Origin of the sequence: Pseudonocardia sp. McavD-2-B (assembly GCF_024124365.1) — a bacterium.
GTDB lineage: Bacteria > Actinomycetota > Actinomycetes > Mycobacteriales > Pseudonocardiaceae > Pseudonocardia > Pseudonocardia alni.
Window position 1 is genome coordinate 1 of record NZ_JAMXSG010000109.1, and the last position, 17,457, is coordinate 17,457.

The 17,457-nt window shown below is 73.9% G+C and carries 18 protein-coding genes; 11 read left to right on the forward strand and 7 right to left on the reverse strand.

Features of this window, described 5'->3' with window-relative positions; all coding sequences use genetic code 11:
* Together NH602_RS15760 and NH602_RS15765 are read left to right on the forward strand one after the other, a co-directional pair.
* Positions 1–345, forward strand: a 345-nt coding sequence (locus NH602_RS15760; protein WP_253068194.1) for a Rieske (2Fe-2S) protein, incomplete at its 5' end; no start/stop codon positions are given.
* Between the two features lie 428 nt (positions 346–773).
* Positions 774–914, forward strand: a complete 141-nt coding sequence (locus NH602_RS15765; protein ID WP_253068195.1) for a hypothetical protein — start codon at positions 774–776, stop codon at positions 912–914.
* Here NH602_RS15765 and NH602_RS15770 read toward each other — a convergent pair.
* Positions 901–2,376 carry an aldehyde dehydrogenase gene (locus NH602_RS15770; RefSeq protein WP_253068196.1) on the reverse strand — a complete coding sequence of 492 codons (1,476 nt, stop codon included), beginning with the start codon at positions 2,374–2,376 and terminating at the stop codon, positions 901–903. The genes NH602_RS15765 and NH602_RS15770 overlap by 14 nt on opposite strands.
* 95 nt (positions 2,377–2,471) lie before the next feature.
* Here NH602_RS15770 and pcaD point away from each other — a divergent pair, with 95 nt between their 5' ends.
* Positions 2,472–3,239, forward strand: coding sequence for a 3-oxoadipate enol-lactonase (gene pcaD, locus NH602_RS15775; RefSeq protein WP_253068197.1), 768 nt, complete (start codon positions 2,472–2,474; stop codon positions 3,237–3,239).
* A gap of 78 nt (positions 3,240–3,317) precedes the next feature.
* Here pcaD and NH602_RS15780 read toward each other — a convergent pair whose 3' ends face one another.
* Positions 3,318–3,887, reverse strand: coding sequence for a CGNR zinc finger domain-containing protein (locus NH602_RS15780; protein ID WP_178376746.1), 570 nt, complete (start codon positions 3,885–3,887; stop codon positions 3,318–3,320).
* A 55-nt stretch (positions 3,888–3,942) separates the two neighbouring features.
* Between NH602_RS15780 and NH602_RS15785 the strand changes: the two genes are divergently transcribed.
* Together NH602_RS15785 and NH602_RS31365 are read left to right on the forward strand one after the other, a co-directional pair.
* Positions 3,943–4,887, forward strand: a complete 945-nt coding sequence (locus tag NH602_RS15785) for a DMT family transporter (RefSeq protein ID WP_253068198.1) — start codon at positions 3,943–3,945, stop codon at positions 4,885–4,887.
* Positions 4,888–5,090: 203 nt separating this feature from the next.
* Positions 5,091–5,288, forward strand: a complete 198-nt coding sequence (locus NH602_RS31365) for a DUF397 domain-containing protein (RefSeq protein WP_179762957.1) — start codon at positions 5,091–5,093, stop codon at positions 5,286–5,288.
* Here NH602_RS31365 and NH602_RS15795 read toward each other — a convergent pair.
* On the reverse strand, positions 5,285–6,151 hold the full coding sequence (locus tag NH602_RS15795) for a helix-turn-helix transcriptional regulator (RefSeq protein ID WP_253068200.1): 867 nt from the start codon (positions 6,149–6,151) through the stop codon (positions 5,285–5,287). The genes NH602_RS31365 and NH602_RS15795 overlap by 4 nt on opposite strands.
* A gap of 239 nt (positions 6,152–6,390) precedes the next feature.
* On the opposite strand from NH602_RS15795, the gene NH602_RS15800 reads away from it, so the two are divergent.
* Together NH602_RS15800 and NH602_RS15805 are read left to right on the forward strand one after the other, a co-directional pair.
* Positions 6,391–6,591, forward strand: a complete 201-nt coding sequence (locus NH602_RS15800) for a hypothetical protein (protein WP_253068201.1) — start codon at positions 6,391–6,393, stop codon at positions 6,589–6,591.
* 48 nt (positions 6,592–6,639) lie between these two features.
* Positions 6,640–6,957 (forward strand): hypothetical protein, encoded by a 318-nt coding sequence (locus tag NH602_RS15805; protein WP_253068202.1) that lies wholly within the window; start codon positions 6,640–6,642, stop codon positions 6,955–6,957.
* A gap of 37 nt (positions 6,958–6,994) precedes the next feature.
* Here the strand turns inward: NH602_RS15805 and NH602_RS15810 are convergent, their stop codons facing one another.
* Positions 6,995–7,681, reverse strand: coding sequence for a thioredoxin domain-containing protein (locus tag NH602_RS15810; protein ID WP_253068203.1), 687 nt, complete (start codon positions 7,679–7,681; stop codon positions 6,995–6,997).
* A 224-nt stretch (positions 7,682–7,905) separates the two neighbouring features.
* Between NH602_RS15810 and NH602_RS15815 the strand changes: the two genes are divergently transcribed.
* Together NH602_RS15815 and NH602_RS31925 are read left to right on the forward strand one after the other, a co-directional pair.
* The gene (locus NH602_RS15815) at positions 7,906–10,140 is read left to right on the forward strand and encodes a heavy metal translocating P-type ATPase (RefSeq protein WP_374210183.1); all 2,235 of its coding nucleotides are present in this window, start codon (positions 7,906–7,908) and stop codon (positions 10,138–10,140) included.
* A gap of 101 nt (positions 10,141–10,241) precedes the next feature.
* On the forward strand, positions 10,242–11,120 hold the full coding sequence (locus NH602_RS31925; RefSeq protein WP_253068205.1) for a helix-turn-helix transcriptional regulator: 879 nt from the start codon (positions 10,242–10,244) through the stop codon (positions 11,118–11,120).
* On the opposite strand, the gene NH602_RS15825 is transcribed toward NH602_RS31925, so the two are convergent.
* Positions 11,021–12,295, reverse strand: coding sequence for an MFS transporter (locus NH602_RS15825; RefSeq protein WP_253068206.1), 1,275 nt, complete (start codon positions 12,293–12,295; stop codon positions 11,021–11,023). The genes NH602_RS31925 and NH602_RS15825 overlap by 100 nt on opposite strands.
* A gap of 195 nt (positions 12,296–12,490) precedes the next feature.
* Here NH602_RS15825 and NH602_RS15830 point away from each other — a divergent pair, with 195 nt between their 5' ends.
* Complete coding sequence (locus NH602_RS15830) at positions 12,491–13,354, forward strand: DUF4190 domain-containing protein (RefSeq protein ID WP_253068207.1); 864 nt, start codon at positions 12,491–12,493, stop codon at positions 13,352–13,354.
* A gap of 126 nt (positions 13,355–13,480) precedes the next feature.
* The gene (locus tag NH602_RS15835; RefSeq protein WP_251783134.1) at positions 13,481–13,939 is read left to right on the forward strand and encodes an SRPBCC family protein; all 459 of its coding nucleotides are present in this window, start codon (positions 13,481–13,483) and stop codon (positions 13,937–13,939) included.
* Between the two features lie 13 nt (positions 13,940–13,952).
* On the opposite strand, the gene NH602_RS15840 is transcribed toward NH602_RS15835, so the two are convergent.
* Both NH602_RS15840 and NH602_RS15845 read right to left on the reverse strand, forming a co-directional pair.
* The gene (locus NH602_RS15840) at positions 13,953–15,989 is read right to left on the reverse strand and encodes a cytochrome c oxidase assembly protein (RefSeq protein ID WP_253068208.1); all 2,037 of its coding nucleotides are present in this window, start codon (positions 15,987–15,989) and stop codon (positions 13,953–13,955) included.
* Positions 15,990–16,094: 105 nt separating this feature from the next.
* Positions 16,095–17,457 (reverse strand): serine/threonine-protein kinase (locus tag NH602_RS15845; protein ID WP_253068209.1); only part of this gene is annotated, 1,363 nt, incomplete at its 5' end.

A 17,457-nucleotide genomic window follows, 5' to 3' on the forward strand; every position in this document is an offset into this window, starting at 1 on the left:
GCACCGACCACCCCCGCCCCCGCGGCGGCCGCCCCGAGCAGCAGCGCCGCCGCGGCACCGGCCGGCATCGCCGCCGTCGACGACGTCCCGGTCGGCGGCGGCCGGGTCTTCGCCGAGCAGAAGGTCGTCGTGACCCGCCCGGACGCGGACACCGTCCTGGCGTTCGACGCGACCTGCCCGCACCAGGGCTGTCTCGTCGACCAGGTCTCCCCGGCCGGCATCTCCTGTCCCTGCCACGGCAGCCTGTTCGCCGTCTCCGACGGGGCCCCGCTCGACGGCCCCGCCCGGGCCCCGCTCACCGCGCGACCGGTGCGGGTCGAGGGAGGGCAGGTGGTCCTGGCCTGACCGGCAGCCCGCGGGACCGGCCCCGGCCCGGCGGACCCACACCGTCGTGATCGTCGCGGGTCGGAGCTCTGTCTGCGCGTTCGCGTTCGCGTTCGCCCAGGAGAGCGGCCGCCCGCTGAGAGCCCCGCGGGCGAACGACGGACTCGGCTGGTCCCGACGGCCGAACGCATTCCCATCCGTCGCGCTCGCGGGTCCGTCCACCGGTCGGGGTCTCAGCTCGCGAACAGCGGCCCCCGTCGGTCCGTAGCGTGCGGTCCGCACCGGTTCCGTGGCCGCTCCCCGACTTCCGCGCCGCGCGACACGTCGCCGGATCCGGCGACGCTCCCCGTCGCCGGCCCCGCGCGTCCTGGCCGCGGTGCCGGAGGACCGCCGTGCCCGGGACCTCGACCCCGGGCACGGCGGTGCACACCGCTGACGGAAGGCCCCCCATGAGCACGTCCGAGACCCGTACCGACACCCCCGCCGCCCGCGTGCCCGCCCCGCGTCGTGCCGACCGCGGCGAGCGCTGGACCGAACGGCTGGGCTGGGAGGAGTCCCCGGCCCGGGGGTCCCGGGTCAGCCGAGGGTGAACGGGTCGCGGGTGCCGCCGGACAGCTCCACCCACACCGACTTGTTCTCCAGGTACTCCTCGACGGCCGCGACGCCGTTCTCCCGGCCGAGCCCGGAGTGCCCGAACCCGCCGAACGGGACGCTCGGCGCCACCACCCGGTAGGCGTTGATCCACACCGTGCCGGCCCGGATCCGTCCGGCGACGCGGTGTGCCCGGTGCACGTCCTTCGTCCACACCGCGCCGGCCAGGCCGTACGGGGTGTCGTTGGCCAGCTTCACGGCCTCGTCCTCGTCGGTGAAGGTGAGCGCCGCGAGCACCGGGCCGAACACCTCCTCCCGGTAGACCGTGGACTCGGGCGTCACCCCGGTGATCACGGTCGGCTGCACGAAGTAGCCGCCCAGCCCGGACTCCGCGGCCCCGCCGTAGGCGACGGTGTTGCCCTCCGCCTTCGCCGTCTCCAGGTAGCCGAGGACCTTCTCGTACTGCGGCCCGTTCGCAACCGGACCCATCTCGGTGTCCTCGGCGTTCGGGTCGCCGAGCGTGATCGTCGCCGCGCGCTCGGCGATGAGCCGGACGAGCTCGTCGTGGACGTCGGCGTGCACGATCAGCCGCGACCCCGCCATGCAGGTCTGGCCGGTCGCGGCGAACACGCCGGCGATGATCCCGTTCGCGGCCGACTCCAGGTCGGCGTCGGGGAACACGACCTGCGGGGACTTGCCGCCCAGCTCCAGGGTGACCTTGTTCAGGTTCGCAGCGGCCGCCTTCGCGATCGACCGACCGGTCGCGGTGGAGCCGGTGAACGCGACCTTGTCGACGCCCGGGTGACCGGCCAGGTGCGCGGCGGTGTCCCGGTCGTTCGTGGTGACGACGTTGACCACACCGGCCGGGATCCCGGCCTTCTCGATCAGCTGGGCCCACCTGAGCGTCGAGGCGGGCGAGTGCTCCGACGGCTTCACGACGATCGTGCAGCCCGCGGCCAGCGCGGGCGCGACCTTCCAGGTCATCAGCAGCAGCGGGGAGTTCCACGGCGTGATCGCCGCGACGACGCCGACCGGCTCCTTGCGCGTGTAGACCAGGTAGTTCGGGTTCGGCGCGGGGATCTGGCGGCCCTCGATCGTCGGGGCGATCCCGGCGTAGTAGTGGTACCAGCCCCCCAGCCCGTTGAGCTGGCCGATCATCTCCCGGTACAGCTTCCCGGAGTCGTTGACCTCGGTCCGGGCCAGCGCCTCGGCGTTCTCGGTGATCAGGTCGCCCAGCCGGCGCAGGCAGGCGGCGCGGGCGAACGGGGTCATCGCGCCCCACTCGCCGTCGAGCGCGGTGCGGGCGGCGGCGACGGCGGTGTCGACGTCGTCGGGGCCGCAGTCCGGCACGGTCGCCCACGGCGCTCCGGTGAACGGGTTCTGCGTCTCGAAGGTGCGGCCGGACGCCGCGTCGGACGGCTTCCCGCCGATGAGCATCCTGAAGGTCTCGAGCTCGGCCATGGACGGTCCTCTCTCCAGCGGCTCCGACGGCGCACGTCCTCGCCGGTGACCCTACGAACCCGGGCCGCGATCCGCAGCCGGTGCAGGATGGGCACATGGCACTCGATCTGCACCATGTCGTGGACGGTCCGGCCGACGGACCGGCCGTGCTGTTTGGCCCGTCGCTGGGGACCGACCTGCACCTGTTCGACGCCCAGGTGGCGGCCCTGTCCGACCGCTTCCGCTGCGTCCGGTTCGACCTGCCCGGCCACGGCGACTCGGCCCCCGTCACCGGTGACCTCACGATCTCCGAGCTCGGCCGCGGCGCGCTCGCCGCCGCCGACGCCGCCGGGATCGGGGACTTCCACTACGTCGGCGTCTCGATCGGCGGGGCGATCGGCCAGTGGCTCGGCGTGCACGGCGGGGAGCGGGTGCGCAGCATCGCGGTCCTGGCGACGGCGGCGCGCTTCCCGAACCCGGACTCGTGGCCGCAGCGCGCGGCGACCGTGCGGGCCGACGGCACGGCCGCGATGGTCGGTTCCCGGCCCGGGACCTGGTACGTCGAGACCTGGGCGCAGCGCGACCCGGCCGGTGAGCAGCGGCTGCTGGACATGCTGCGCACCGCGGACGACGAGAGCTACGCCGCCTGCTGCGCCGCCATCGGCGCCTTCGACATCCGCGCCGAGCTGAATGCGGTGTCGGTGCCGGCGCTCGTCGTGGCGGGGGCGGACGATCCGGCGACGCCGCCGTCGTCGCTGCACGAGATCGCCGACGCGATCCCCGGCGCCCGCTACGCCGAGGTCGCCGACTCGGCACACCTGCTGAACTACGAGCGCCCCGACGAGGTGAACGCCCTGCTCACCGAGCACCTGCCCGGCAGCTGACGTCGATCAGTACCTGAGCGCGGTCCCGACCGGGGCGCACCGCGCTCAGGTACTGATCGACACGGCGAGGCCGGGGTGTCAGGGCGTCCGGGTGGCGCGCCGGGCGCGGTAGGCGGCGACGTGCGCGCGGTTCGCGCAGTTGCCGGTGTCGCAGAACCGCTTGGACCGGTTGCGGGACAGGTCGACCAGCACGGCGTCGCAGTCCTCGGCGGCGCAGCGACGCAGCCGGGACAGGTCGTCGCCGCGCACCAGGTCGACGACCGACATCGCGATCTCCGCGCCCATCCGGTCCGCGAGCGGCGCGTCCTGGGGCGTGACGTGCAGGTGCCAGTCCCAGCCGTCGTGCCGCGCGAGGTGGGGGCGCGCGTCGGTCTCGGCGAGGATCGCGTTGACCAGCGTGACGGTGCCGTCGCGATCGGGGCCGTCGTCGTCGCCGTGGGCGGGCCACAGTCCGGCCAGCCGCTCGCGGAGCGTACGGACGGCCCGGCGCTCGTCGTCGGAGCCGGCGCGGCGCCCCGAGTACGGCTGCTCGGCCAGCCACGCCGCGAAGCCCGGCACGTCGTCGAGCGGGTCCGGCTCGGCCCGACGGGTGTTCACCAGCGCCGCGGCCGCCGCGAGCAGCACCTGGGTGTCATGGGCGAATTCCATGTTGACCCCTGACATGGTCGGTTCCTAGTGTCAGGAGTCTATGGGTACTTCGGTCGTGACACGGGATCACATGGTCCGCGGGCTGATGTGGGCGCTGGTCTCGGCCGCCGCGTACGGCTTCTCCGGACCGCTCGGCGCGGCGTTCCTGGAGGCGGGCTGGTCGCCCGGACTCACGACGCTGCTGCGCATCGCGGGCGCCGCCGTCCTGCTGCTCCCGGTCACGGTCGTGATGCTGCGCCGGTACCCGCTCAGCGCGCCGAACGCCCGCAAGGTCCTGCTCTACGGCCTGGCCGCCGTCGCCGGTGTCCAGCTGTGCTTCTTCCAGGCGCTGCAGCACCTGTCGGTGGGCGTCGCGCTGCTGCTGGAGTTCCTCGCCCCGGTGCTGCTCGTCGGCTGGACCTGGGCGCGGACCCGGCGCACCCCGCCCGTGGTGACGCTCGTCGGCTGCCTGGTCTCACTCGCCGGGCTCGTGCTGGTCGTCGACCCGTTCGGGCCACAACGCGTCGACCTGACGGGAATCCTGTGGGGCCTCGGTGCGGCGGTGTGCGTCTGCGTCTACTTCCTGCTGCCCGGCGGCGACGACGAGGGCGGCGTCCCGCCGCTGCTGATGATCTCCGGGGCGATGGTCGTGGGCGCGGTGACGCTCACCGTGACCGGTCTGCTGGGCATCACGCCGTGGCGGGTGGGGGAGTCCAGCGGCCGGCTGGCGGGCGTCGACGTGCCCTGGCCGGTGCTGCTGGGGATGCTCGTCGTGCTCGCGACGGCGCTGCCGTACCTCACGGGGATCATCGCCATCCGCCGGCTCGACACGCGCGTCGCGTCGTTCGTGGGGCTGTCCGAGGTGATGTTCGGTGTGTTGGCGGCCTGGGTGCTGATCGCTCAGGTGCCGACCCTGGTCCAGGTGGGTGGTGGGGTGCTGATCCTCGGGGGGATCGTGCTGATCCGGCGGGCGGAGAACCGGGTCGCGGCGACGCCGAGTGAGATCGCCACCCAGGGTTGAACCCCTTGTCGTCCGACGGCCGCTGTCGGTCCTGCGTCACGGGCGGGCGACGGCTGCGGAATGCCGCTAACGGACCGAGCGCCCGGAACGAACGAGTGAACAACTCGCCCGGCCCCCACTCGTTGTGCGAGACGTCGGTGTTGCTCCCCCTCGCCGACAGTGCTGCCGGCCCCGACCGGCGAGATGCGAAGCCGAGGTCGAGAGTGTCCGACGGGCAGTTCGTCACCAGTTCCTTCTGTGCGAAGGGTGAATGCGTGGCCGTCGCGGCCGACGCGACCGGCGTGCGCGTCCGGTCGACGACCGCGGAGGCGGTCGTCGTCGGATTCACCGACGACGAGTGGTCGGCCTTCGTCCGTGGGGTCAAGAACGGCGAGTTCGACCTCGACCGCCTGCGCGGTTAGGACCGTCCCGCGAATCTCTGGTCCAGCATCCTCCGGCTGTCGTCCGGAGACATGGCCCGGTCGAGGAGCCGCTGCCAGATCTGCTGGTAGTCGGCGACGGCCTGTGGAGTGTCGATGAAGACGTCGTTCTCCGTGCCCTCGACGTTGACCATCGGCCAGTCCGTCTCGGGGTGGCGAGGTGTGAAGACGGAGAACGTGCTGGTCGCGCTGGTCCAGCCGGCGCGGAACGGCAGGATCTGCAGCGTGATGTTGGGCTGGTCGCCCCGGCGGATCAGTTCGCCGATCTGTGCCCGCAGCACCTCCTCGTCGGCGCACCGGTGCAGGGCGACCTCGTCGAGCAGGACGTGCAGCTCGAGGGGTGGGGCCTCTGTCCGGTCCGGTTCGATCACGTTCTGGCGGCCCATCCGGATCTCCACCATGCGTTCGATCTCGACGCGATCCTGCCCGGCGAACACCTCAGTCAGGAGTAGTCGGGCGTAGTCCTCGGTCTGCAGCAGTCCGGAGATCGGGATGCTGAAGGTGCTCTTGGCGCGCGACTCCGCCTCCAACGAGATGAGCATGTTGAGGTCCACCCCGGACGGAGCAGGACCCAACGGTTCCCACCAGCCCGGAGCCTTCGCATCGTTCGCCCATCCGAGAATGCGGTCGCGTTCGGTGTCCGAGGCCTCGTAGATTTCCAGCAGATCGCGGACGTCACGGAACTTCGGTTCCACCTGACCCGTCTCGATGCGGGACAACTTCGAGGCCGACACCTCGAGGAGTTTCGCGATCTCCGAGAGCTGCCGATGGCGCGCCACCCGGAGCTGCTTCAGGGCCCAGCCCAGACGTTTGCGGATGACGAGTGGGCCGTGTGCCGCGGTCATGACCACACGTCCTCCGGTGATTCCTGCGGATGGTCCCTGGCGATGCTATCGCGGATGCAATTGCAGACCGGATGTTGCTTTCAGTCTGGTGCAGCCGGGCGTTCGCACCGCATACTCGACTCCCAGATCCTGGACAGCGGTCACCACCGCTGAAGGGGGTGCGCCATGCACGACCATGACGGCACCACACACGGTCCCGAGATCCCCACCCCGCCGCACCGGAGCGGAGGTGGCACACCATGACCACCTCGCTGATCCTCGTCTGCGGAGTCCTCGCCCTCGTCTGGTTCTCCGTGCTCATCGGTATGTCGATGGACACCGAGAGCCAGCGACGTCAGTGGAAGCGGGTCGCCGCCGAACGCCGGGACCGCTGGGAGGAACGGCAGCGGCTCCTCCGCAGCTGCCCCCGGCTGGACTGCCCGCTGCGTCGGCCCGGCTGACCTGCGGACAGGCGTCCCGGGCCGACCGGGTCCCCTACGCTGCGGGGCGTGATGGAGGTCGTCGACCACGAGCCGCACTGGTGGTTCCTGCTCCGCGACGGCGACCGGCTCTACCTCGATGTGAACTGCGAGCACAGCTTCATCGGCTACGCGATGCTCGTCGAGCTCGACGACGGCGAGCGCCGTGCACACGAGGCGGGCGGGCACGCCTACCTCGGCCGCCTCGCCGAGGACGTCAACGCGGGTGCGCCGGTGCTGCGCGACAGCCGCTCGCCGTATCGCGACCGGAACCTGTCGCGGTCGCTCGGTCCCGCGGTGACCGACGCCGTCCGCCGGTGGCGTGCGGCGGGCGGCACCGCTCCCTGACCCGCGTCCCGTCGTCGCGCCCCGGCGGCCCCGGGCCTCAGCCCGCGGCGACCGCCTGCGCGACGGCCTGCGCGGTCGCGTCGACCTGGGTGCCGTCGACCTTCACGGTCGGGGTGCCGGAGACCCCGTCGCGCAGCGACTGCTGGGTGATCTGGCCGACCCACGGGGCGTAGCGCTGGTCGTCGACGCACTGGGCGAAGTCGCCGCCCGCGCCGGCCTTCTGCCCGAGCGCGACCAGCTGCTCGTTCGGGAGCCCGGCGCCGCCCTCGGCGGGCTGGTTGTCGTAGAGCTCCTTCTCGAACTGCGGGAACACCCCGGCCGCGGCGGCGCATCCGGCCGCGGCGCCCGCACGGGTCGAGTACCGGGTCGACGACGCCCGGTCCAGGATGGCGATCGGGTGATAGACGATCTTCGCCTGGCCGGAGGACACGATCCGGTCGAGCGTCTGCCCGGCCTGTGCCTCGAACTGCCTGCAGATCGGGCACTGGAAGTCGAGGTAGATGTCGATGGTCTTCGGGGCCGCCTCGTTGCCGACGGTCACGCCCTGCGCGGACGCGTTCGCCGGGACCGCGATCCCGCCGCCGGAGTTCTTCCAGTAGACGCCGACACCGACGACCGCGGCGAAGGCCACCACGACGATCAGAGCGATCACCGTGAACTGCGACGGTCCCTTCCTCGCGGTGAGCGGGTTCTTCGCCGCCGCCTTCCGCTTCCCGGTGGCCATCAGGGTTCCTCCTCGGACGTCCGCGTACCCCCACTCCCGACGACCAGTTGTACGCCCTGTCGCCCCGCAACGGTTCGGCGGGGCGCCGGTCCGCCGCAGGTCAGGGGCCCGGGTGGCGGATCTTCGATCGCGTGTAGAACCATGGGGTCGTGAGTACCGACAGCGCCGTGGACCGGACCCTGGGGGAGACGGACGTCCGTACGGTCGAGCTCAAGATCGACGGCATGACCTGCGCGGCCTGCGTCGGACGGGTCGAGCGCAAGCTCGGCAAGCTCGACGGCGTCGACGCGACCGTCAACCTCGCCACCGAGCGTGCGCTGGTCCGGTACCCGTCGGCGACCCCGGTCGCGACCCTGGTCGAGACGGTCCGCAAGGCCGGTTACGGCGCCACCGAGATCCGCCCGACCGACACCGGCGACGAGGCCACCTCCGACGACTCCGCGCTGCGCCGGCTGCGGACCCGGATGGCCGTCGCGCTCATCCTGTTCATCCCGCTGGCCGACCTGTCGCTGGCGATGTCGCTGGTCCCGTCGCTGCGCTTCCCGTACTGGCAGTGGGTGGTCGTCGCGCTGGCGCTGCCCGTCGTCGGCTGGGCGGCGTGGCCGTTCCACCGCACCGCCGTGCTGAACCTGCGCCACGGGACGACGTCGATGGACACCCTGGTCTCGCTCGGCGTGATCTCGGCGTCGGCCTGGTCGCTGGGGGAGATGGCCTTCCTCGACACCCGCCAGACCCTCACCGGGTGGGACGCGGTGCTGCACCCCTCCGGCCCGCTCTACCTCGAGGTCGCCGCCGGGGTCACGACGTTCGTGCTGGCCGGGCGGTACTTCGAGGCCCGCGCCCGCCGTACCGCCGGGCGTGTCATGCGCTCGCTCGCCGCGCTGGAGACCGACGAGGTCACCGTCCTGTCCGGGGGGACGGAGTCCCGCATCCCCGTGCGACGGCTGCGGGTCGGCGACCGCTTCCTGGCGCGGCCGGGCGAGCGGGTCGCCGCCGACGGCGTCGTCGAGACCGGGCGGGCCGCCGTCGACACGAGTGCGATGACCGGCGAGCCGGTCCCGGTCGAGGTCGGGCCGGGCGACGCCGTCACCGGCGGCACGATCGCCTCGGGCGGGCGGCTGGTCGTCGTCGCCGAGCAGGTCGGCGCGGACACCCGGCTCGCGCGGATGATCGCGGCCGTCGAGCGGGCGCAGACCGAGAAGTCCGCGACGCAGCGGCTGGTCGACCGGGTGTCGTCGGTGTTCGTGCCGGTGGTGCTGGCACTGGCGCTGCTCACCCTCGGGGGCTGGCTGCTGGCCGGCGCCGGCTGGGCCGGCGCGCTGGCGCCCGCGATCGCCGTGGTGATCATCGCCTGCCCCTGCGCGCTGGGGCTGGCGACGCCGACCGCGCTGATGGTCGCGACCGGCCGCGGCGCCGAGCTGGGGATCTTCGTGAAGGGGCACCGGGCGCTGGAGACCACCCGGGCCGCCGACACCGTCGTCCTGGACAAGACCGGCACGCTGACGACCGGGCGGATGGCCGTGGTCGAGGTCGCCGCCCCCCCGGGTACGGACGCGGCGCAGGTGCTGGCCCGCGCCGCCGCGGTCGAGAGCGGGTCCGAACACGCCATCGCCGCCGCGATCCGGGCCCACGCCGGGCCGGACGTCCCGGCGGTGGAGGACTTCGTCGCGCTGCCCGGGCTCGGCGCCCGCGGCACCGTCGACGGCCGCACCGTCTCCGTCGGGCGACCCCCGGAGGACACGGGCGCGCTCGCGCCGCGGCTCGCGGAGTGGGAGGCGGCCGGGCACACCGTCGTCGCCGTGCACGTCGACGACGCCCTCGCCGGGCTGGTCGCGCTGGCCGACCCGGTGAAGGAGTCCGCACCGGTCGCGGTGGCCGAGCTCGTCGCGATGGGGCTCCGCCCGGTGCTGCTGACCGGTGACCGGCCCGCCGCGGCGCACGCCGTCGCCCGGGCCTGCGGGATCACCGAGGTCGTCGCCGGGGCGCTGCCCGACGGCAAGGTCGACCAGGTCCGTGCGCTGCAGGCGCAGGGCCGCACCGTCGCCATGGTCGGCGACGGCGTGAACGACGCCGCCGCGCTCGCCGCGGCCGACCTGGGCATCGCCGTCGGCTCGGGCACCGACGTCGCCCTGGAGGCCGCCGACGTCGTGCTCGTGCGCGACGACCTGCGCGTGCTCCCGGCGACCGTCGAGCTGGCCCGCGCCACGATGGGCACCATCCGCGGGAACCTGTGGTGGGCGTTCGGCTACAACACCGCGGCGATCCCCATCGCGATGGCGGGCCTGCTGAACCCCCTGCTCGCCGGGGCCGCGATGGCGCTGTCGTCGTTCCTGGTGGTCACCAACAGCCTGCGGCTGCGGAAGGCGGCGAGCTGGGCCGACGGCACCCTCGGCGGGACGCGCACCCCGGTCGGCGAGGAGTCGACCGACTACGTGGAGCCCACGGTCCACACCCCCTGACCGGTCCCCACACCCGTCGCAACGGGTGTGGACGACCGCCGGAGGGTGTGGACGGGCGTGGTCGCCGGAATACGGCGACCCGTCCCGCGGCTGATCCGGGGGTGACCGCACCCCTGCCCGATGCGATCGACACCCGTCTCGACCGGATGCTGGCCGGCATGGAGTGGGAGCTGCAACGGTCCCGCCGGTCCCGGGTGACCGACGGCGCGACGGCCACGCTGCTCCGCGACGCCGCCGGGTTCGTCTTCCTGCACGACGGCCGCGCCTCGGTCCGCACGACGACCGGCTGCTGGACGGCCGTCGCGGCGGGGGACCTCGTCCTGGTCCCGCGGCCGGGGGACCTGACGTTCCGCGGCGAGGACGGGGCGGACCTCACCGCCGTCGTGTTCGCCGGTGCCCCGGCCCGCCCCCGCGACGAGGGCATGCTCCCGCCCGCACTCGTCGCCCGCGCGTTCGGGCCCGCCGAGCCCGGCATGGCGACGCTCGTCCGCGGGATGGAGTGCGGGTGGAGCACCGTCGGCGGGCGGGTCCGCAGCGGCGACACCGTGATCTGCAGCCGGATCGCCACCACGATCGCCGTGACCGCGGTGCGGATGTGGGTCGAGCAGCAGCCGGCCGGTACCGACCGGTGGCTCGCCTCGGCGCTCGACCCCCGGATCGCCCGCGCCCTGCACGCCATCCACACCGACCCGGCCCGCCCCTGGACGGTCGCCGAGATGGCCCGGGAGGCGACCATGTCGCGGGCGGTCTTCGCGGCCCGCTTCGCCGAGGTCGTCGGCCGGACCCCGGCGGACTACCTGGCCGTCACCCGGGTCGACGCCGGCGGGGCGCTGCTGGCCGACGGCAGCGCCACGGTCGCCGAGGTCGCCCACCGGGTGGGCTACCGCTCCGAGCTCGGGTTCGCCCGGGCGTTCCGCCGGGAGTCCGGGATGTCGCCGTCCCGGTGGCGCTCGTCGGTCCGGTCCTCGCCCGCGCCGTAGGGCGGGTCCTGCGGGGCGGAGCCGAAGATCAGGCCGCCGACCGCGGCCGCGACGGCCGCACCGGCGAGGGTCGCGCGCACCCCGAGGCCGTCCACGAGGAGCCCGCCGGCGGCGGCCCCGATCGTGATGGCGAGCTGGAACCCGGCGACGAGCAGGCCGCCCCCGGCCTCCATGCGGGTCGGCGCGACCCGGGCGATCCAGGTCGTGACCACCGTCAGCCACGCCCCGAACGACAGCCCCCAGACGGCCACGCCGACGACGACCACCGGCAGCGCCGCCGGGAACGCGGCGACCGCGGCGACGCCGGCCGCGAGCGTCGCCGGGACCGCGAAGCGCACGACCCGCAGGTGGCGGTCGACGACCAGCCCGACGAGGACGTTCCCCACCACGCCGCCCGCGCCGAACACCGCCAGCAGCACGGCCACCCCGCCGGCGTCGAGACCCGGAACGGTGCCGAGTGCCGGGCGGATGTAGGTGAACGCGGCGAAGTGCCCCAGGACGGTGAGCACGTGGCCGGTGAGCCCGCGCCCGATGCCGGGCGCCCGCAGGGTGTCGAGCAGCGGACGGAGACCGTCCGAGGCGTCCGGGGCCACGGCCGGGAGCGCCGACCGGATCGCGACCGCGGTGACCGCGGACAGCACGGCGACGCCGACGAACACGGCCCGCCACCCGGCCACCGACCCGAGCAGGACGGCCAGCGGCACACCCGCGACCGTCGCGACGGTCGTCCCGGTGTTCACGAGCATCACCGCGCGGCCGAGCCTCCCAGGCGTGCTCAGCCGGGCCGCGACGGCCAGCGACATCGCCCAGAACCCGCCGATCGCGGCCCCGAGGAGCAGCCGCGCCAGGAGCAACACGACGAAGTTCGGCGCCACCGCGACCGCCAGGTTGGAGGCCGCGGCGGCCGCGGCGAGCGCGGTCAGCAGGGCCCGGCGGTCGAGCCGGGGCAGCAGCACCCCGATCGTCGGGGCGACGAGGAGCCCGACGAACGCCGTCGCCGACACGGCCTGCCCGGCCTGGCCCTCGGTGATCCCGAGCGCGGCGGCCATCGGGGTCAGCAGGCCGGGCGGGAGGAACTCGGCGAGGACGAGCACGAAGCTCGTCATCGCCATCACGGCGACCGCGCCCCAGGCGGTGCGTCCGAGGCGGGCCGTCGGTACGAGGGTGTCGGTCATGCCCCCAGGTTTCGCTCCGGAACGGTCGTCGGCCCATCGGATCGTCCGGCGGAGCAGACCGAGCGTCCGGATCCGGATCGTGGTCGACGCAGGCGATCTTCGAGCCGGAGCGCACGGTACCGACCCTTTCGCCAGAATTGAGTATCCGAACGGGCGAGTCGAAATAAGTCCGTTCGGCCCAGCGACACGGTGGTCGTGACCACCTCGCACCGCCCGCAGCAGGGCGCACCCACGTCCCCGTCCGTGCAGCCCGGCCACCCCGCCGGCCCGCAGTGGCACCAGTCCGGCCCCGTGCCGCGGCAGCAGTGGTACGGCGCTCCGCCGGCTGCCGTCCCCCCGCAGTGGACCCCTCCGGCCGGCACCGGCCCGCAGCCGAACCTCTGGGGCGCGGTGCCCGTCCCCGCGCCCCGGAACGGTCTGGGCATCGCTGCGCTCTGCCTCGGCATCGTCGGCCTGCTGTTCGGCCTGGTCCCGTTCACGGGCTTCATCGCGTTCGCTCTCGGCGCAGTCGGGGTGATCCTCGGCCTCGTCGGTTTCGGTCGTGCATGTCGCCGGAGCGCGACCAATCTGAAGACCTCGGTCGCCGGTACCGCGCTCTCGGCGATCGCGATCGCCCTGGGGGTCTGGGGCATGGTGATCGTGTTCACCGGTCTGAACCAGCTGTCCGAGGACCTGAGTGCACTCTCGGCGCCGCCGGCGCCGGTCACGGCCTCCGGGACGGGGGCCACACCGACCGACGTGTCGACCCCGTACACGGTGGGGCCCGCGAGCTATCGGCTCGAGATCACCGGTGACGCGAAGAAGATGATGGTCGGCTACGGGACGGACAGCGCCACCAGCTCGTCGTCGGACTACCAGACGCTGCCATGGAGCAAGACCGTCGAGGTGAGCGGCGAGTACGGGTTCGCCCACGTCAACGCCAGCAGCTTCGGTCCGGGTTCCATCACCTGCATCATCACCGAGGTGGCGACCGGGCAGGTCGTTGACACGAAGACCTCGACCTCCCTCGACGACAGCGAGTACAGCTCGGCGAACGTCGACTGCGACACCATGGGCTGACCCCGAACCGCTCTCGCACCGTGCCCGGCCCGAGGTGGTCACGTGCGACCGTGCCGGGCACGAGGGAGCCCCACCGGGACGCCGGCGGGGCTCCCCTTGTGTCCGGTCCAGGACTACGTTGCGGCTGTGAGCAGCTACGTCGTCGAGCGCCGGACGGTCGTCGACGCCCCCGCGGACCGGATCCACGACCTGGTCGCCGACCTCCACGCCTGGCGGTCCTGGTCGCCGTGGGAGGACCTCGACCCGGCCCTGGAACGCCGCTACGACGGTGCCGAGCGCGGCACCGGCGCCCGCTACTCCTGGTCGGGGAACCGGAAGGCCGGCCGCGGCACGATGGAGGTCGTCACCGACACCCCGGAGCGGATCGAGATCCTCGTGAGCTTCGAGAAGCCGTTCCGTTCCACCAGTACCTCCGCGTTCCTGCTGGCCCCGGCCGGTGCCGGGACCGAGGTCGTCTGGCGGATGACGGGTGAGCAGTCCGGGGTGGCCGCGCTGGTCGGCCGGATCGTGCCGATGGACCGGCTGCTCGGCGGGGACCTCGAGAAGGGCCTGACCCGGCTGAGGGCGACCGCCGCGACGGCGTGAGCGCGACCGGCGCTCAGCCGCCCCGGCGCATCTGCTCCAGCATCGCGTTGTAGGCCTTCAGCTCGGCGTCGTCGTCCCGCTCGGCCTGCCGGTCCTTGCGGGCCGCCTCCCGGGAGTCGTCGCGCGACCACTGCACCACCAGCGTGACCATCACCAGCAGCATCGGGATCTCGCCCGTCGCCCAGGCGATGCCGCCGCCGGTGCGCTGGTCGTCTAGCAGGTCCAGCCACGGCAGCCCGACCTGGCGGTAGAAGTTCTCCCCGAGCACCGTCGAGGAGCTCATCACCGCGACGCCGAAGAACGCGTGGAACGGCATCGTCGCGAGCATGACCGCGAGCCGCCCCAGGTGCGGCAGCCGGTGCGGGGCGGCGTCGACGCCGATCAGCGGCCAGAAGAACAGGTAGCCGACCAGCACGAAGTGCAGGTTCATCAGCTGGTGGGTCCAGTGGAACCGCAGCGCCCCGTCGAACAGCGGGGTGAAGTACAGGACGTAGAACGAGCCGACGAACAGCACCGCCGCGAACGCCGGGTGGGTCATGACCTTCGCGACGCGCGAGTGCACCGCGGCGAGCAGCCACTCGCGCGGGCCGGGTGGGTTGCCGCGGCCCGCCGGGCGCAGCACCCGCAGCGCGAGCGTGACCGCGCCGCCGAGGCTCAGCAGGATCGGCGCGAGCATGTTCAGGGTCATGTGGCTGATCATGTGGACGCTGAACATGGACGGGGAGTAGAAGCCCAGCCCCGACGACGTCGCCAGCAGCAGCGTCGCGCAGCCCAGCAGCCAGGCGACGGTGCGCCCGACCGGCCACACCACCCCGCGGGACGCGAGCCGGCGCACGGCCACCAGGTACAGCCCGGCCAGCACCAGCGCACCGGTGCCGAACAGCAGGTTCCAGCGCCAGTCGGTCAGTACCGCGAGCGCGGAGAACGGCCGGTCGATGTCCCAGCCGATCAGGGTCTGCAGCGCCGAGTCGTCGGCGACGACGAACCGCGGCGGCACCAGCCGGATGCTCGCGACGCCCAGTGTCGCCACCACCGCCCCCAGCACCGCGACCACCGGCAGCAGCCGGCCCGGCGCCGGTCCGCCCGGGGCGGTGACGAGTCCGCGGACCAGCAGCGCGGTCAGCGGGACCAGGGCCGCGAGCAGCACCGCGACGACCACGGCGACCCGCACGTAGGCCGACCCGCCGAGCGGACCGGCGTCGGTCACCACCAGCTGGAAGATGATCTCACCCGCCAGGTACACGACCCCGCCGACGGCGAGCAGCCCGCGGACCCGGCCCGCGGTACGTCCCTCGACGACGCCGCCGTGCACGCGGAACGCGACCAGAGCGGCGACCAGCCCGAGCCAGGCGGTCCCGGCGACGGCGCGCAGCACGTTCGCATCGCCGCTCCAGTCGTGCCCGGCTCCGGTCGCGGCCGGGTGGACCGCTGCGGGCACCGCCATCGCGCACGCGGCGACCAGCCCGAGCGCGGCGACGGCCTTCCAGCTCAGCGAGAACGCCGACCCGAGCGCGACGAGCAGCAGCAGCGCGCCGGCGAGCGCCCAGCCCAGCGGCTCCTCGATCGTCGCGGCGGCGCCGAGCCACCCGAACGGGCCCACCGACGCCAGGACGCCGGGGGAGTTGCCGGTCATGTCGGCCACCGACAGCCAGCCCGCGGCGATCGCCGACACCCCGGCGACGGTGGCGGCCAGGGTGCCCCGGCGCAGCGCGCGGTAGCCGTGGACGTCGACCGTCCCGGACCCCTGTGGCGCCGCGACCAGGCCGCCGACCAGCAGCGACCCGGCGGCGAGCGCGGTCGCGGCGACGGCCAGGACCTTCGCGACGACCGTCGCGGCCTTCAGGCCCGGCTCGGGCACCGGCAGCCCGCTCTGCCGCCAGAAGCCGTCGTCGCCGATCGTGACGGCGACCGCGACGCCGGCGCACAGCAGCACCAGGGCGACCGTGAGCGCGGTCAGGAGGGCACGGCGGTCGCGCCGCGCCGGCACCGCCGGTGCGGGCTGCGCACCACCGGCCGCATCGGTCGTCGCCTGCTCCGTGCTCGCGCTCACCGAGAACCCCTCCGCAGGTGGTCACCGGGCACGTACCGCGCCCGTGTCACCTCCGATGGTCCCCGCCCGGCCCGGCGCGCGCCGCACCGGGTCGGACGGGTCACGTCAGTTCCCGGTGATCCCGGACCACCAGCGCTGGATCGACTCCCAGAAACCCTGCGCGTTCTGACCGATCTGGCCGGGATCGGGCAGGTTCGACGGCAGCGACGGCAGCTCGCTCGGCAGCGACGGCAGGTTCGACGGGAGAGAGGGCAGACCCGACGGCAGACCCGGGATGTTGCTCGGCAGCTGGATGCCGCCGTCGTTCTCGCTTGTCGGGGCCTCGGTCGTCGTCTCGGTGGTGGGCGGTGCGCTGGTCTCGGTGGTCGGCGGGGCCTGGGTGTCGGAGTCGCCGTTGCCGAACAGCAGGAACCCGAGGAGCAGCACCAGCAGCGCGACGACGAGCGCGCCGATCGCGATCCACTTGCCGATCCCCGACGAGCCGAGGTCACGCGGTTCGGGCTCCGGCTCCGGCGCGACGACCGGCGGAGCGACGGCGGCCGGCTCGGAGAGGATCTCGGCGACGCGGCGGGCGTCCGGGCGTCGCTGCGGGTCGGTCGCGGTGGACCGGTCGATCGCCGTCCGCACCGGTTCGGGTACGTCCGCGGGCACCACCGGGGCGCGGTTCACGCGCTCGGCGGCGCCCTGCAGCCCCTGGCCCTGGTACTCCTGCCGCCCGGTCCAGGCCTCCAGCAGCACGAGGCCGAGCGCGTACACGTCGGTCGGCGGCCCGACCGGTCGGCCCTGGACCTGCTCGGGCGACAGGTACGCCGGCGTCCCGATGATCTCGCCGGCCGCGGTGTGGCCGTCGGCGCCGAGCAGGGCGGCGATGCCGAAGTCGGCGAGCCGGGCCCGGCCGTCGGAGTCGACGAGGATGTTCGACGGCTTGATGTCGCGGTGCGTGACGCCCTGCGAGTGGACGTAGGCCAGGGTCTGGGCGACCTCGGTGCCGATCCGGCGGATGTCCTCGGGCGGCAGGTCCTCGCGGGCGATGACGTCCTTGAGCGTGGGCCCGTCGACGAGCTCCATGACCAGGTAGGCGCGGTCGGCCTCGACGGCGAAGTCGTGCACCGCGACCAGCCCGGGGTGGCGCAGGTTCGCCATGACCTGCGCCTCCTGCTCGAAGCGCTGGTCGGCACTCGGGTCGTCGGCGGCACCGAAGATCTTCACCGCGACCGGCCGGTTGAGCCGGGTGTCGGTGGCCCGGTGCACGTCGGACATCCCGCCCTGGCCGAGCAGCCCCTCCAGCCGGTACCGGCCGCCGAGCAGCTCGGGCTCGGTGATGGGGGCGGGCATCATCCGGGTCGCGTCCGGGCGCGACGGGCGCGGCGCGCCGTGGGCGGCGGTCGGCGGGGCGCCGAGGTGGTGGGTCGGGGCCTCTCCGGGCCCGAGGCGCCGGGTGCCGTCCGCGGGGGCACCGGGTCCACCG